Here is a 16,007-nt window from a genome sequence, read left to right on the forward strand (position 1 = left end):
ACCAATACGATGGACGAGAACAAGAAGCGCGCATTGGCTGCTGCTCTGGGCCAGATCGAAAAGCAGTTCGGCAAGGGCTCGGTGATGCGTATGGGCGACCGTGTGGTCGAGCCCGTCGAAGCCATCCCGACCGGTTCGCTGATGCTCGACATCGCATTGGGCATCGGGGGTCTGCCGAAGGGCCGCGTGGTGGAAATCTATGGACCGGAGTCCTCGGGCAAGACCACGCTGACGCTGCAGGCCATCGCCGAATGCCAGAAGATGGGAGGCACCGCTGCCTTCATCGATGCCGAGCACGCTCTCGACCCGATCTATGCCGCCAAGCTTGGCGTGAACGTGGACGACCTGCTGCTGTCGCAGCCCGATACCGGTGAACAGGCATTGGAAATCGCCGACATGCTGGTCCGTTCCGGCTCGGTGGACATCCTGGTGATCGACTCGGTCGCGGCATTGACCCCGAAGGCCGAAATCGAAGGCGAGATGGGCGACCAGTTGCCGGGTCTGCAGGCCCGCCTGATGAGCCAGGCGCTGCGTAAGCTGACCGGCAACATCAAGCGCTCGAACACGCTGGTGATCTTCATCAACCAGCTGCGCATGAAGATCGGCGTGATGATGCCGGGCCAGAGCCCGGAGACCACTACGGGTGGCAATGCGCTGAAGTTCTACGCCTCGGTCCGCCTGGACATCCGCCGCATCGGTGCGATCAAGAAGGGCGATGAGATCATCGGTAACCAGACCAAGATCAAGGTCGTCAAAAACAAGCTGGCCCCGCCGTTCAAGCAGGTAATCACCGAGATCCTGTATGGCGAAGGCATCAGCCGTGAAGGTGAACTGATCGACATGGGCGTGGATGCCAAGCTGGTCGAGAAGGCCGGTGCCTGGTACAGCTATGGCGAAGAGCGCATCGGCCAGGGCAAGGACAACGCCCGCGGTTATCTGCGTGACAACCCGACCGTCGCCGCCAAGCTCGAAGCCGAGCTGCGCGAGAAATTCCAGCCGTCCGAGGCCGTCCGTGAGGACGGCGACGACGAAGGCGACGACGAGTAAGTCTTGCTGTGGGGTAGGGTGACGCCGTCAGTGACGTCGCTCTACCCCGCAGGTTCGAACCGCCCAGGATGGGCAGGGTGCCAGGGACGGCGCCACCCCTGGAGGGATTGATGTCCGACAGCGACGAACCTACCTCGACAGGCCGAAAGCGCCGGCCTCGCGAGCAGACTCCGGTGCAGCGGGCACTGGGCCTGCTGGTCCGCCGGGAGCATTCACGCAAGGAATTGACCCGCAAACTGACTGCGCGGGGTATCGAAGACGAAGCCGCGCAGGCAGCGGTCGCCAAGCTGACCGAGGCGGGGTGGCAGGACGACACCCGGTTTGCCGAGAACCTGGTACGCATGCGGGCCAACACCGGTTACGGCCCCATCCATGTGCGTGCCGAACTGGGGACCCATGGGCTGGACAGTGCCGCGATTGCCGCAGCGATGGACAGCTACGAGGGCGACTGGCAGGAGAACGCCCGTGATCTGGTCCGCCGCCGCTTTGGCGAGGCCGGCCCACAGGACCTGGCGCAGCGCCGCAAAGCGGCGGATCTGCTGGCGCGGCGGGGCTTCGACGGTGACAGCATCCGCCGTGCGACCCGCTACGACCCTGACGATTGAGACTGGCGGCGCCGGGCCTGATACCCTTTAGGTTTTCGGCGGTCCGTCGCGACCCTGGCCCACGCGGCCGGTGGTCCGGGTCCGCCGGCCCGCAGACTGCCAGCCCCCAATGAACGCACCCGCCAAATTCACGACCTCCCAGATCCGCAGCGATTTCCTTGAATTCTTCAAGGGCAAAGGCCATACCATCGTGCCGTCGGCACCGCTGGTGCCTGGCAACGATCCGACCCTGCTGTTCACCAACTCCGGCATGGTGCAGTTCAAGGACGTGTTCCTCGGTGCCGAGAAGCGCAGCTACGTGCGCGCGGCCGATGTCCAGCGCTGCCTGCGCGCGGGTGGCAAGCACAACGATCTTGACCAGGTTGGCTACACCGCCCGCCATCACACTTTCTTTGAAATGCTGGGCAACTGGTCGTTTGGTGACTACTTCAAGAAGGACGCGATTGCGTGGGCGTGGGAGCTGCTGACCCAGGTCTGGAAGCTGCCGGCCGATCGCCTGCTGGTGACTGTCTACCAGACCGACGACGAAGCCTACGAACTGTGGCGCGACATGGTGGGGGTGCCGGAAGAGCGCATCGTGCGTATCGGCGACAACAAGGGCGCGCCGTTCGCGTCGGACAACTTCTGGCAGATGGCCGACACCGGCCCGTGTGGTCCGTGCACCGAGATTTTCTACGACCACGGCGACCACATTGCCGGCGGTCCTCCGGGGTCGCCGGATGAGGATGGCGACCGCTTCATCGAGATCTGGAATCTGGTGTTCATGCAGTTCGACCGCCAGCCGGACGGCACTCTGGTGCCGCTGCCGGCGCCGTGCGTGGATACCGGCATGGGCCTGGAACGTCTTGCGGCGATCCTGCAGCATGTCCACACGAACTACGAGATCGACCTGTTCCAGGCTCTGATCCGCAAGGCCTCCGAGCTGACCGGCACCTCCGATCTGGAAAACAAGTCGCTGCGCGTGATTGCCGACCACATCCGCGCCTGCTCGTTCCTGATCGTCGATGGCGTCCTGCCTTCCAACGAAGGACGTGGCTATGTGCTGCGCCGTATCATCCGCCGCGCCCTGCGCCATGGTTGGATGCTGGGTGTGCGCCAGCCGTTCTTCAGCAAGCTGGTGCCGACGCTGGTTGCGCAGATGGGCGAGGCCTATCCGGAGCTCCCGGCGGCAGCGGACACTGTGACCCGCGCGCTGCAGGTTGAGGAGGAGCGGTTCGCCGAGACGCTCGACGCCGGCATGAAAATCTTCGAAGACGTTGCGGCAAGGGCCGGCAATGGTGTGATCCCGGGTGGTGACGCCTTCCGCCTTTACGACACCTATGGCTTCCCCCTGGACCTGACCCAGGACATCGCCCGCGAACGTGACCTGACGGTCGATATCGCCGGGTTCGATGCGGCGATGGAGCAGCAGCGCGAGACCGCGCGTGCCGCGGGCAAGTTCGGCGGTGGCGTGACCCTGCCGGCCGAGCTGGTGGCGACGCTGACCCCGACCGTGTTCCTGGGCTACGACCGCCTGCAGGCCGGTGACCTGACCGTGCTGGCGCTGCTCAAGGAGGGGCGTCCGGTACAGTCGGCCAGTGCCGGCGACGCCGTCATCGTCATCACCAACCAGACGCCGTTCTATGCCGAGTCCGGCGGCCAGGTCGGCGATACCGGCGTAATGACCGGCAACGGCGTGCGGCTGGCGGTGGAAGACACCCAGAAGTTCGCGGGCCAGTTCCACGGCCATGTCGGTACCCTGACCGAAGGCGACCTGAAGGTGGGCGATGTGCTGGCTGGCGAGGTCGACAGTGAGCGCCGCGGCGCCACCATCCTCAACCACTCGGCCACCCACCTGCTGCACGCGGCCCTGCGCGAAGTGCTGGGCACGCACGTGCAGCAGAAGGGCTCGCTGGTGGCGCCGGACCGCCTGCGTTTCGATTTCTCGCATTTCCAGCCGATCAGTGCCGAAGAACTGGCCGTGATCGAGCGCAAGGTCAATCAGCAGGTGCGTGCCAACAATGTTGCCGAAGTGCACTCCATGGGCATGCAGGAAGCACTCGATTTCGGCGCCATGGCACTGTTCGGAGAGAAGTACGGCGAACAGGTCCGGGTACTGAAAATGGGCGACTATTCCACCGAACTGTGTGGTGGCACCCACGTCAAGCGCACCGGTGATATCGGCCTGTTCAAGATCACCTCGGAAGGCGGTGTCTCCGCGGGCGTGCGTCGCATCGAAGCGGTCACCGGTCAGGGCGCCCTGGATTACGTCGATGCCGAAGAGGCGCGGTTGTCCGAGGCGGCCGAGCTGCTGGGTGGCAGTGCTGCCGACGTGGTCGAGAAGATCCGGGCGCTTGGCCAGCGCCAGAAGCAGCTGGAACGTGAACTGGAAGCGGTGAAGGCCAAGGTTGCCGCGGGTGCGACCGCCGACCTTTCCAGCCAGGCGGTCGAGGTCGCGGGCGTGAAGGTGCTGGCGGCCCGCCTGGAGGGCTTCGACGCCAAGGCGCTGCGCGATGCCGTGGACCGCCTGAAGCAGCAGCTGGGAGACGCGGTGATCGTGCTGGCAGGTGCCCAGGACGGCAAGGCCGCCCTGGTCGCCGGCGTGAACGGCAGTGCAACGGGCCGGGTCAAGGCCGGGGAACTGTTGTCGCATATCGCCGGTCAGATCGGGGGCAAGGGCGGCGGACGCCCGGACCTCGCCCAGGGTGGTGGCGAGGACGGGCCCGCCCTTGCCACTGCACTGGCTGCCGTCGTCGAATGGGTCAGCCCCCGCCTGTGATGAAGCCTGCCGTCCCCCTTCTTGTAGGAGCGGGACGGCTGACGGTACCATTGCGAATCTTTTCCCTTTGTCGTGGTAGCGCTTCTTGACGAAGCGTCAAGCCGGTGGGGGATACCCTTCCACACGGTTCCATGGAGACTTACAAAAATGTTGATCCTGACTCGCCGCGTCGGCGAAACCTTGATGATCGGTGACTCGGTGAGCGTCACCGTGCTCGGCGTCAAGGGTAACCAGGTACGTATCGGCATCACTGCGCCGAAGGACGTCGCTGTGCATCGCGAAGAGATCTACCAGCGCATCCAGCGTGGTGACGAAGCCGGCAGCGCCGGTGGTGAAAATTCTGCGGAATAAGGCTTTACCTTCGCGCGTGATTAACGTTATGATTCACGCCCCGCTGAGGTGCGACGCACCCCCGCGGTGAAATCCCCGGAGTGATGCCCGAGTGGCCGAAGGGGCTCCCCTGCTAAGGGAGTATAGGGTCAAAAGCTCTATCGAGGGTTCGAATCCCTCTCACTCCGCCAGATATTCAGAAAAGCCCCTGGAGACAGGGGCTTTTTTGTGGGCCGGAATTCTCCCGTGCAGCACGTTGCCCATCACCTGCAGGAATCGAGTCTGCGCTGATTGCTGGACTTGGATTGCAGGTTCTGATGTGCTGAGCCGGTACGCCGACGGATCGGCGATCGATGGGACGGGAAGTGCGGATGCAGATTTCCTTGAAGCGCGCTCTGATCGTGGGCGGTGTGTCAGTTGTCGTGTTGACCGGCGGTTATGTCCTGTGGGGCCGCGCGGATTCCATGCCGCAGGCGATTGCGGCGCACGCGCCTCACACGCAAGGCCGCACTGACGTCGCACCCGCGCCCTCAAAGCAGCATCGTGCCGCTGCGCGAACGGGTCCGCAGCCGCCGCATCCCCAGGTCTTCCGCCGGGTAGGTCCGAAGGCATACGAGATTGCCGGCAACCGTGAGCGGCGGCCGCCGGGCGATGCGCTTGAGTACATGAGGGTGATGAAGCAGCGTTCCGACGCCGGTGATGCGGATGCGAGCTATCTGATGGAGTTGACGGTGCGCGAGTGCAGGAACCTGATCAAGCATGATCCGGTCGCGTCATTCGATTTCCTTCGTAATGCAGGCATGACGCCGGATCCTGCCTCGTTGGTCAATGATGAGCGTCGTCTGGGCGAGTGTGCGTCTTTGGTAGCTGCGCCTGCCTTCTATCATGGAGCATGGCTTGCCAGGGCCGCCTCGCAGGGTTCAATCGAAGCCAAGCTGCTTTACGCGGCCGATCCCGAGACCGTCATCGGCCCTCCGGCGGAGTGGCTTGCGAATCCGGAATCCCTGGTCAGATGGCGGGAGAGTGCGATGCGCCATCTCCATGATGCTGCGGCAACGGGAAGCCTCGATGCGGTCAGTCACCTGTCCAGCGCGTACGACAAGGGAAGAATCACCGCCTACGATGGCGTGAATGCCTATGCATATGCCTTGGCCGCTGCCAAGGCAAATCCGGCACATATGCCGGCGAGGAGCCTGCAGGAGTTGCAGGCGAAGTTGAGCCCTGCACAGCGCGAGGCTGCGCGCGAGCGGGCGACGCAGGTGTACGCGGACTGCTGCATCGCAGATCAATGACGCGCAGTCCCGATTCCGTCGGTTTCGATGGGGCAGGACGCGGCCTGCCGGATTTCGTCCTCGACCTCAATCGTGCTGGAACCACAAGGGTTCACTGCCCATCGCCGGATCGCTGGTGCCGGGGCGGCCATCCTCGACGCGCCCTGCCAGGCGCAGCGCACCGCTTCCTGCGCTGACATGCAGGTCGTACCAGCCTGCGGTGGGGGCTGCATCCCAGGCCAGCGATGTTTCCGAGCGCGCGGCGATGTCCAGCGTCTGGTCGGGCATGTGCCCGGCATAGGCGCCTCCCTGCACGCGGACCCGGCAGGGCTCATCGCCTGGATTACGCAGACGCAGGCGAAGCTGGCCATCGGCGCGCTCCACGTCCGCCAGCAACATCGGGGAGGTGGCATCGCCGCGGAAGTGGCGATGGAATCCATTGGGGCCCAGCAGCCACAGGTCGAAGCGGCCATCGGCAGCAAGCGGCCAGCGCGCCTGCACGGGCGTGCCCGGCACCAGCGTGTAACGCCTCGGAATCGCGTCCAGGCGCAGCCGGTCGTAGACATGCAGTACCGCTGCCGCTCCTTCGCAGGCCAGCTGCAGATCGATGCTTCCGGCGGCCAATGCGGTGATCCGGGCCTGCGGCCGATAGGGCAGGGCGCGTGCCGGTCTCACCCCGGCTTCCTGGCGTGCAGGGTGCAACCCCTCCGGCAGCGCAGGCACGGTCCGGCTCGGCAGGGCCGCGGCGCGCGCGGCCACCGCATCGACGTCAGGCAACGCTTGCACGAAGGGGCGGGTATCGCGCTGGGCGAAATCGAACGCGTGGGTCAGATCGCCACAGACCGCGCGCCGCCACGGTGAGATGCCCGGTGCGGGCACACCGAAGCGGCGTTCGATCAGGCGCAGTACCGAGGTGTGGTCATACACCTGCGAATCGACCCAGCCGCCCCGGCTCCAGGGCGAGATCACGTACAACGGCACGCGTGGGCCCAGTCCATAGGGGCGGCCACGCAGCTCGGCGGCGTCGTACTTCTCGTCGCCAGGCGCAGGATGCCGATGGTATTCGCCTTCGGTGCCGACCGACGATGCGCCGGCCCAGCCATCCTCCAGCGGTGAAGGCGGGGCGGGCGGCGGCACGTGGTCGAAGAAGCCGTCGTTCTCGTCGAACATCAACAGCAGGGCGGTACGACTCCAGACCTCCGGGTCGGCGGTCAGCGCGTCGAGCACGCGCGCGGTGTAGGCCGCGCCCTGCGCTGGGCTGGAGGGGCCGGGATGTTCGCTGCCGGCAGCGTCGGCGATGATGAAGCTGACCTGTGGCAACTGCCCGTCGACCACATCCTGGCGCAGCTGTGCCAGCCCGCGCGTGCTGACCCCGCGGGCGCGAAGCTGCGGATCGTGACCCGGTGCAGCGCGGTACGCCTGCCGGAAGGTCTCGAATCCGGCCAGCGGGTTGTCGGTGAAGTTGTCGGCCATGTCCTGGTAGATCTGCCAGGACACCCCTGCCTGCTGCAGCTGCTCGACGTAGCTGGTCCACTGATAGGACGCCGGATGGCCGCCGTGCTCCGGGAAGTTGTCGTGGGAGTTGGCGATCACCGGGCCGCCGGCGCGGGCAAAGGGATCGTTGTGGCCGGTCCACAGGAACACCCGGTTCGGGTTGGTGCCGGCCTGGATCGCGCAGTGATAGGCATCGCAGACGGTGAAGGCATCGGCGAGTGCGAACTGGAAGGGCAGGTCGCTGCGCTGGAAGTAGCCCATGGAGTGGTTCTGCTTGGCTTTGGGCCACTGCCCCATGCGCCCATGGTCCCAGGCACGCTGCGCGTCAGGCCAGGTGTGCGGCGTGCCTTCGACGCGCATGTAGCCGAAGTGCGCGGCGGTATCCAGCGGGAACGGTGCGATCGCGCGGCTGCCGCTGGCATCGGGTTGCAGCCACAGGGTGCGCGCAGCGCCACCGCCCGCCAGGGGGGCGGCGGGGGCCACGAAACGATCACCGAATCCGCGCACGCCCGGCAGGGTGCCGAAGTAGTGATCGAACGAGCGGTTCTCCTGCATGAACACCACGATGTGCTGCAGGTCCTGCAGGCTCCGGGTGCGTGCATCGGGGGCGATCGCGGCGGCCCGGGCGATGCTCGGCAGCAGCGGTGAAAGGCCGGCGGCAAGGCCGGCCTGCAACAGTCGGCGACGGCCGATATCGGTCACGGGTTCACTCACAGGTCCACGCGGAAGGAGATGCCGACGGTGCGCGGAGCGCCGATGAAGGCGCTGTCGCGGCCGTCGACACCTGCAAGATACCGCTTGTCGGTGAGATTGCTCACCACCAGGTTCGCACCCATGCCCTTCAGGCGTGGCGACAGGCCCTGCAGATCAAAGCCGATGTTGGCATTGAACACCGTGGCCGAGGGGAGGCTGCTGGCGTTGGCGGCATCGAGGTAGCGCGTTCCCAGATAGCGACCTGACAGGCCGAAGTTCCAGTTCTCGCCCTGCCAGTCAGCCGAGACCACCAGGATCTGCTCGGGCTGGCCGATCACCTTGGCGCCATCGACGATGCCCAGCTGGGCGTCACGCGCGGAATCGCCGCTGCCGAGGTACTTCGAGCGGTTGTAGGTATAGGCCGCGTTGATCCGCCAGCCGTTGTCCCAGCCGTATCCGAGCGCCGCTTCCAGGCCATTGCTCTCCACGCCCCCGAAGTTCTCGTAGACGCCGTCGGTCTCGCCCAGGTAATCGATGCCGCTGACGAAACCGGCCGGCAGGTAGACGATGCGGTTGTCGAACTTGATGTTGTACAGGGTGACCGAGGCGGTCAACGGCCAGCGGCTGATGCGCATGCCGAGTTCGATGTTGTCGGCGGTCTCCGGCTCGACGTTGCGGAAGCGCTGCGGATCGGTCTCGCCCAGTACGCCTGAGGGGATGGCCGCGAAGTTCTGCGAGAAGCCTGCGAACAGTTCCATGCCCTGAACACCGGGTGCCCAGGTGAAGCCGGTGGACAGCAGCGGATCGGACTTTGAATCGGACGTGACGTTCTCGGCGGCGCCGATCACACGCCGGCGGGACTGGTCCACGAAGAACTGCTTCACGCCCAGGCGCGCGCTGAAGGGGCCGAAGCGGGCCACGTCCTCGATGTAGTACATCTGCTCATCGACCTTGTACCGGTCTTCGAACTGGACCCAGTACGGCTGGTGATCGAAGGCGATGTCCTGCCCGACGTTGAGCAGCCGGTGCCAGTCGCGGCGTGCGGAGCGGTCCAGCTTTTCCACCCACAGGCCACCGCGGACCGTGTTGTCGATGCTGCCGAAGGTCTGCCGCCACTCGACGTCGGCAGTGACGCCCATGCGGTCGTTGTCGTAGTGGGTGTGGCGGTAGGACTGGGCGCCGAGCACATTTCCGGCGTAGCAGCCCGGATCATACTCGGCCGTGAAGCCCAGCCGCGGCGTGCAGGTGGCCAGACGCTGGGCGGCGCTGCCATCGGGATTGACGAAGTAGATCTGGCCCCGGTTGCTGCCGCCGTACACGGTGCTGCCGCCGGTGTACTCCGACTCGGGGCGACCGCTGCCATCGTCGCTGACCTGCGCCAGGTACGGCGGCAGCCAGTCGCCGCGACCCTGCATGCGATGACCGTAGGCCGCCATGGAGGCCTTGAAGCCGTTGCCACCGTCAAAGGCCGCGCGCAGGTAACCGAAGGTGTTCTCGCGCAGGGCACGGGAACCGGAACGGAAGTTCTGGTCCAGATAGGGAATGCCGGTCAGGGTGCCGACCAGGTTGTCGCGGTCCGGATTGGTGGCGAAGCCCTGTGGCGAAACGCTGGTGTACTCCGGTTCGTCGGCATCGTTGTAGGACAGATAGCCGGTGAGTGTCCAGCGGTCCAGTTCGGTGACGAACTTGCCGGCGATATGGTCGTTGCGGGTGCGGCCGCTGCCGTCGATCCAATCGTGCACGCGCGCCGAGGATGCACTGACCCAGGCACGGGTGTGGCCGCCAAGCACGCCGGTGTCGTAGCGCACGTAGTACTTGCGCGCTTCATTGTCACCGGCACCGACGACGAAGCGCAGCCGGCTGTCCTGCAGCGGATCGCCGGTGAGGAAGTTCAGGGTGCCGCCCAGCGCCTCGTTCGAGCGCGAGGAGATGTCAGCCGTGCCCTGGCTGACCTCCACCGTTTCCAGGTCCAGGGTGTCGATGTAGCGATTGGCCAGGGAGCCACCGCCGTAGCCCGAGCCACCATTGGGCAGGCCATCGATGGTGGTGCCGATCTGCTGCGTATCGCGGTTGGTGACGAAGCCGCGCATGCTGATCTGCGTGCCCCACACCGACGAACCGGTGGCATCGGCCTCGCTGACGACCACGCCGGGCACTTCGTTGAGCGCGTCGTTGACGCTGCTCATCACCAGCTGCCGGTTCAGTGTTTCCGTGCGCACCGCAGTCTTGGCGTAACTGGTTGCCTGGCCGATCACCTGGACCTGGTCCAGCGTGCGGGCGTCGCTGCGACGTGTCGTGTCACCCTCTCCCTGCGGTGCTTCGGCGAGGGCGTCCAGTGTGGGCGCGATCAGCAGGGCAAGCAGTGAGATACGGGGAATACGCGCATGCGTTGGCATCGAAACCGGACCTTCACGAGTGGGGGAAGCCCCGGAGTGTCGGCAGCGGCAGTGACGTGACGGTGACGTGCAGATGCAGCCTTCATTGCACCGGCGGCGTGGGAGGCGCCCTGCACCAAGCTGAATCGATGCTGCGATGTCATCAAGCCGTCATCGAACCGCGATAGATGGCAAGCGCAGTGCCCGCTAGGCTGCCACGCTGTCGCATTTTTTCCTTGATCGCCCATGAAGCGCCCGCTGCTGCTGTTGCTGGCGTGCGCCGGCCTATGGCTGGCTGCATGCTCTTCCTCGATGAATGCCGCATCCACCTCGCTCGCCGACCGCCTGGTCGCGCCGGGCGGCGTGTCGACGCTGCTTGACCAGCCGCGCATCGCTGCGGCCATTGCCGGGATTCCCAATCGCCATGGTTTCGCGCCGGGCCGTGATGGCGTGCCGATCTTCTGGCGCGTGTTCGATCCGGGCGACTACGGCGCCCGCTATCGCTATCTGCCGCAGCGGCACGAGAATGGCCTGCCGCTGGACACCGGACTCAGCCTGTCGGTGCCGCAGCCGTTCCAGGCACAGGCGCCGCGTGGCACCGTGGTGCTCCTGCACGGCTGGATGATGAACGGCGATTCGATGCTGCCGTGGTCATTGCAGCTGGCCGGATCGGGCTATCGCGTGGTCACGCTCGACCTGCGCAACCACGGTCAGTCCGGGGCTGGACCCTCCGGCTATGGCACCTACGAATCGGACGACGTGGTCGATGTGATCGCTGAGCTGCGCGCACGCGGCGAAGTCGCCGGGCCCCTGTATCTGTTCGGCGTGTCCTATGGCGCGGCGACGGCGGTGTTCACCGCTGAAAAGCTCGGTGACCAGGTTGCCGGCGTCGTCGCGATGGAGTCGTTCGCCAATGCCGGCGTAGCCATCCGCACGATGATTCCGCACCTGATGGCGCTGCAGCCGGAAGGGTGGAAGGCACAGGCCGTGGCCTCATATGCGCGGTGGCGTTATGGCGGACAGGACATCGACCAGGTGATTGCTGCGGCCAGCCGCCGCATCGATGTCGATCTTGACCATGTGGATGTGGCCCGTGCGCTGGCCGACACGCGCGCCTGTGTGCTGCTGCTGCACGGGCAGGGCGACCAGCACATTCCTGTGAGCCAGGGGCGCGAACTCGCGCAGGCCAACCCGCGGGCGCACTACATCGAGATGCGCGGCGAGGACCACATCACCCTGCCGCTGCGGCTGGATCTGTTGGCCGGTGTGGTCGACGACTGGATGGCGCGCGACGAACGGCACCCCCCGTCCACCTGCCCGGCGCCGCAGCTGCCGGCACAGGCCGAGTGGCTGGTGCACGATGTGCCGGCAGCGGAGCCGGCACGCGGTTGATGCATCGTCAGGACAGCCGGCGCGCCAGTGCGGGCGCCGACAGCGCGACACCGATCAGCAGTGCCGCCACGCAGAGGAACGCGAAGCCCAGGCTGCTGGCATGGGCCAGTGCGCCGATCGCGGCCGGGCCGGCGAGAATGCCGGCATAGCCCAGTGTGGTGACAGCCGTGATGGCGATGTTCTCGGGCATCGCGCGCTGCTGTCCCGCCATCGAGAACAGTGCCGGCACGATGTTGGCGCAGCCCAGGCCGACCAGCGCATGGCCCGCAAGGGCAACCGGCAACGATGGCACCAGGGTGGCCACGGCAAAGCCGGCCGCAGCGGTGATGCCGCCGATGACAAGGGTGCGGGTGCGGCCGAGACGCTCGACGATGCCATCGCCGAACAGGCGCATGGCAGTCATCGCCAGAGTGAACACCGCGAAGCCCGCGCCGGCCTGGTCGCGAGGCACCTGCCGTACCTCGGCCAGGAACACGGCGCTCCAGTCCAGCATCGAGCCTTCGGCGAGAAACACCACGAATGCCAGCACGCCGATGAACAGCACCACGCCATGTGGCAGTGCCAGCAAGGGGCCTTCGTGCAGGATCCGTTGCGGACGCCAGTGCGGTGCCGACAGCACAGCTACCAGCAGCAGTGCCGCCGCCGCGAGCAGCGCGGCCAGCCAGAGCGGTGTGCCCAGGATCAGCAGACCGGTCATGCAGCCGGCGCCGACAAAGCCACCGATGCTGTAGAAGGCGTGGAAGCCGGACATCATCACCCGGCCGGCTTCGCGTTCGACGGCCACTGCCTGCATGTTCATCGTGCAGTCCATCGCACCCACGCCCGCGCCGAACACGAACAGGGCCGCACCGAGCACGAAGGGCGAAGGCGGCACCGCCAGCAGCGGCAGTGCCAGCAGCACGAGTGCACAGGTGACCACCAGCAGCCGACGGCAGCCGAAGCGACCGGTCAGCGCACCGGCCAGCGGCATGGCCAGCAGTGAGCCCAGCCCGAGGCACAGCAGCACGGCGCCCAGACCGGCGTCGGACAGCCCTGCCTGGGCCTTGGCGAAGGGCACCATCGGTGCCCACGCGGCGGTGGCGAAACCGGGAATGAAGAAGGCGGCGCGGGTGGCGTGCTGCTGGGCACGTGGGGAAGAAGGCGTCATGCGCAGTAGGAAGCTCCAGTGAACCGACATGGAAGCGATTTCATGGGCATTCGGCAAGTGCCACCGGAGGGGGGCCGACATGCATACGATTGCAGCGCGCCAAGGGCGTCACTGCTGTTTAACGCTGCGCGGCGACAGTGGGCTCACGGTCGGCATTCCGCCTGGCCGCTGCCGGAGATCCATCCATGAGTACTGCGCCGACCATCCTCCTCGTCCATGGTTTCTGGGGCGGGGCCGCACACTGGGCCAAGGTCATTCTGGAACTGCATCGCAACGGCCATGACCGCGTGCAGGCGGTCGAACTACCCCTTACCTCGCTGGCCGATGATGCCAGCCGCACGCAGAAGATGATCCGCCAGATCGATGGCCCCGTCCTGCTGGTCGGCCACTCCTACGGTGGTGCAGTGATCACCCAGGCGGGCAGGGAGGCCAACGTCAAGGGCCTGGTCTACATCGCCGCATTCGCACCCGACGAGGGCGAGAGTGCGGGTGGCATTACCCAGCAACACCTGCCCGAGGCGGCAGCGAACCTTGCCCCGGACAGCGACGGCTATCTGTGGCTGCGCGCGGACAGATTCCACGAGAGCTTCTGCCAGGACCTCACCGCCGACGAGGGCCGCGTGATGGCGGTGACCCAGAAGGCGCCGCTGGCGAGCACGTTTGGTGACGCGATCACCGATCCGGCGTGGAAGCACAGGCCGAGCTGGTACCAGCTGTCGCGCCAGGACCGGATGATTGCGCCCCAGAACCAGGCGATGATGGCCGATCGGATCCAGCCCCGGCGTCTTCTGCAACTGGATGCGAGCCATGCTTCGCTGGCGTCGAAACCGGCCGAGGTGACTGCGTTGATTCTGGAGGCCTGCGCCGCCGTCGGCGGTTGAGGCCAGAGGTCGCCCGCGGTACCGGTCGGCACCGCGGGCGTGACTTCACAGCGGCAGGTCGAACACCAGCACTTCGGCGTCGTTGCCGTTCTCCAGCGTCAGCTGCGCTTCGTCGCTGATCTGCAGCGCATCACCGGCTTCCAGGGTGATGCCGTTGACCTGCAGCTGGCCACGAGCGACCTGCACATAGGCACCGCGTCCGCTGCCCAGGGCGTGGTGCAGCTTGTGGCTGCCGTCGAGCAGGGTGGCGAAGATGCGGGCATCCTGGTGGATGCGCAGGGAACCATCGGCGCCGTCGGGCGAGGCGATCAGGCGCAGCTGGTTGCGCTTGCTGTCCGGCGTGAAGTGGGTTTCCTCATACGACGGGGTGATGTTCTCCGTGTCCGGGAAGATCCAGATCTGCAGGAAATGCACGGGTTCGGTGGCCGAGTGGTTGAACTCGCTGTGGCTGACGCCGCTGCCAGCGCTCATGCGCTGCACATCGCCGTAGCGCAGTACCGAACCGGTGCCCATCGAGTCCTTGTGTTCCAGTGCGCCGCCCAGCACGTAGGAGACGATCTCCATGTTGCTGTGGCTGTGGGTGCCGAAGCCCTGGCCGCCGATCACCTTGTCCTCGTTGATCACCCGCAGCGGACCGAAGCTGACATAGCGCGGATCGTAGTAGTTGGCGAACGAGAAGGTGTGGCGCGAGGACAGCCAGCCATGTTCGGCCAGGCCACGGGTAGCACTCTTGCGGATCTGCAGCATGGGATATCTCCTTGTTCGATGTTTTCGATGGGGCGGGGGCAGGGCATTGATCGCCGTGTTTCCCTGTTGGAGAGAAGTATCCGCTTGCGCCGGTGCTTTGAAAAACGGATAGTTTTGAAAGCCATCATCGAAAAATTCGAATGCTCAAGCTCAGCCTCGAAGCCCTGCAGATCCTGGACGCCATCGATCGCCGCGGTTCGTTTGCGGGTGCCGGCAAGGCCCTGCACAAGGTGCCGTCCACCATTTCCTACACCGTGGCCAAGCTGGAAGAGGATCTTGGCGTGCAGCTGTTCGACCGGGTGGGCCCGCGTGCGGAGCCGACCGAGGCCGGTCGCGCGCTGCTGGATGAGGGCCGGCATCTGCTCCGTGCGGCCCGCGAACTGGAACTGCGGGTGCGCCGGGTGGCCTCCGGCTGGGAAACCGAACTGACCCTGGCAGTGGATTCGGTGTTTCCCACCTGGCTGCTGGGTCCGGACATCGCCGCATTTCGCGGCGCTGAGGCGCCGACCCGCCTGCGCTTGATCGGCGAGGCGCTGTCCGGCACCTGGGAGGCGCTGCTGGACCGGCGTGCCGATCTGCTGGTGGGCGCGCCGGGCGAGGGGCCGAGCGGTGGTGGCTACGTGGTCGAGCCGTTGGGTACGGTCGAGTTCGTGTTCGCGGTTGCCCCGGATCATCCCTTGGCGGCAGTGCCGGGCGTGCTGGGACGTGAGCAGCTGGTCGAGCACTGTGCGATCGCGGTGTCCGATTCGGCGCGGCGCTTGCTGCCCCGGACGGTTGGCCTGCTGATGGGGCAGGAGATGCTGACAGTGCCCGACATGGCCAGCAAGCTGAAACTGCAATGCGAGGGCGTGGGCTTCGGCTTTCTGCCCGAGCCGTGCGCGCGCGCGGCGGTGGCACGAGGCGAACTGGTGATCCGTGAGGTCGAGGAACACAAGCCGGAGGAGACCTTCTGGTTGGCCTGGCGGACCGGTGAGGATGGCGCGGCATTGCGCTGGTGGCGCGAGCGCCTGCGCAGGCCGGAGTTGCTGTCGCAGTGGTGGCGGGCAATGGCCGGGGGATAGGTGTGCGGCAGGGCTGCGCCCTGCACCCGCTACGGGCGGGAACACGGCAACAGCAGTAGCCACGGCCGAAGCGGGTTTGCCGGGGCAGGACGGGGCGGGTCCGGTTGCGGGAGACGCCGTAAACCCGTCCTTGGGGGCTTGGCCGCGGCATTCATGCCGCGGACACTCCCGCAACCGGGCCCACCCCGCCTTCGACAGTTTTCCGC

The 16,007-nt window shown here is 66.2% G+C and carries 12 protein-coding genes and 1 tRNA gene; 9 read left to right on the plus strand and 4 right to left on the minus strand.

Features of this window, described 5'->3' with window-relative positions:
- Positions 1–9: 9 nt before the first annotated feature.
- The 6 genes from recA (at position 10) to ACZLIF_RS08160 (ending at position 6,032) form a co-directional block, all read left to right on the plus strand.
- Positions 10–1,047, plus strand: coding sequence for a recombinase RecA (recA, locus tag ACZLIF_RS08135; RefSeq protein ID WP_128990793.1), 1,038 nt, complete (start codon positions 10–12; stop codon positions 1,045–1,047).
- A gap of 110 nt (positions 1,048–1,157) precedes the next feature.
- The gene (gene recX, locus ACZLIF_RS08140) at positions 1,158–1,652 is read left to right on the plus strand and encodes a recombination regulator RecX (protein WP_111186069.1); all 495 of its coding nucleotides are present in this window, start codon (positions 1,158–1,160) and stop codon (positions 1,650–1,652) included.
- A 109-nt stretch (positions 1,653–1,761) separates the two neighbouring features.
- Positions 1,762–4,410, plus strand: a complete 2,649-nt coding sequence (alaS, locus tag ACZLIF_RS08145) for an alanine--tRNA ligase (protein WP_128990783.1) — start codon at positions 1,762–1,764, stop codon at positions 4,408–4,410.
- Positions 4,411–4,557: 147 nt separating this feature from the next.
- Positions 4,558–4,761, plus strand: coding sequence for a carbon storage regulator CsrA (gene csrA / locus ACZLIF_RS08150; RefSeq protein WP_053520007.1), 204 nt, complete (start codon positions 4,558–4,560; stop codon positions 4,759–4,761).
- Positions 4,762–4,838: 77 nt separating this feature from the next.
- A tRNA-Ser gene (locus ACZLIF_RS08155) sits at positions 4,839–4,931 on the plus strand.
- A gap of 180 nt (positions 4,932–5,111) precedes the next feature.
- Complete coding sequence (locus ACZLIF_RS08160) at positions 5,112–6,032, plus strand: hypothetical protein (RefSeq protein WP_478462508.1); 921 nt, start codon at positions 5,112–5,114, stop codon at positions 6,030–6,032.
- A 66-nt stretch (positions 6,033–6,098) separates the two neighbouring features.
- Here the strand turns inward: ACZLIF_RS08160 and ACZLIF_RS08165 are convergent, their stop codons facing one another.
- Both ACZLIF_RS08165 and ACZLIF_RS08170 read right to left on the minus strand, forming a co-directional pair.
- Positions 6,099–8,207, minus strand: coding sequence for a phosphocholine-specific phospholipase C (locus ACZLIF_RS08165; protein ID WP_128989485.1), 2,109 nt, complete (start codon positions 8,205–8,207; stop codon positions 6,099–6,101).
- Positions 8,208–8,215: 8 nt separating this feature from the next.
- On the minus strand, positions 8,216–10,594 hold the full coding sequence (locus ACZLIF_RS08170) for a TonB-dependent receptor (protein WP_128989483.1): 2,379 nt from the start codon (positions 10,592–10,594) through the stop codon (positions 8,216–8,218).
- A gap of 225 nt (positions 10,595–10,819) precedes the next feature.
- On the opposite strand from ACZLIF_RS08170, the gene ACZLIF_RS08175 reads away from it, so the two are divergent.
- The gene (locus ACZLIF_RS08175; RefSeq protein WP_128989481.1) at positions 10,820–11,965 is read left to right on the plus strand and encodes an alpha/beta fold hydrolase; all 1,146 of its coding nucleotides are present in this window, start codon (positions 10,820–10,822) and stop codon (positions 11,963–11,965) included.
- 7 nt (positions 11,966–11,972) lie between these two features.
- Here the strand turns inward: ACZLIF_RS08175 and ACZLIF_RS08180 are convergent, their stop codons facing one another.
- Positions 11,973–13,112, minus strand: coding sequence for an MFS transporter (locus ACZLIF_RS08180; protein WP_065181266.1), 1,140 nt, complete (start codon positions 13,110–13,112; stop codon positions 11,973–11,975).
- 185 nt (positions 13,113–13,297) lie between these two features.
- Here ACZLIF_RS08180 and ACZLIF_RS08185 point away from each other — a divergent pair, with 185 nt between their 5' ends.
- Complete coding sequence (locus ACZLIF_RS08185; protein ID WP_065181267.1) at positions 13,298–13,993, plus strand: alpha/beta hydrolase; 696 nt, start codon at positions 13,298–13,300, stop codon at positions 13,991–13,993.
- A gap of 45 nt (positions 13,994–14,038) precedes the next feature.
- Here the strand turns inward: ACZLIF_RS08185 and ACZLIF_RS08190 are convergent, their stop codons facing one another.
- Positions 14,039–14,740: a pirin family protein gene (locus ACZLIF_RS08190; RefSeq protein ID WP_053520377.1), complete on the minus strand. Its 702-nt coding sequence runs from the start codon at positions 14,738–14,740 to the stop codon at positions 14,039–14,041.
- Between the two features lie 140 nt (positions 14,741–14,880).
- On the opposite strand from ACZLIF_RS08190, the gene ACZLIF_RS08195 reads away from it, so the two are divergent.
- A complete protein-coding gene (locus ACZLIF_RS08195) occupies positions 14,881–15,801 on the plus strand; it encodes a LysR family transcriptional regulator (RefSeq protein ID WP_065181268.1) in 921 nt (306 codons plus the stop codon).
- Positions 15,802–16,007 lie beyond the last annotated feature (206 nt).

The sequence above is a fragment of the Stenotrophomonas sp. 2201_Sma genome, from assembly GCF_056486685.1.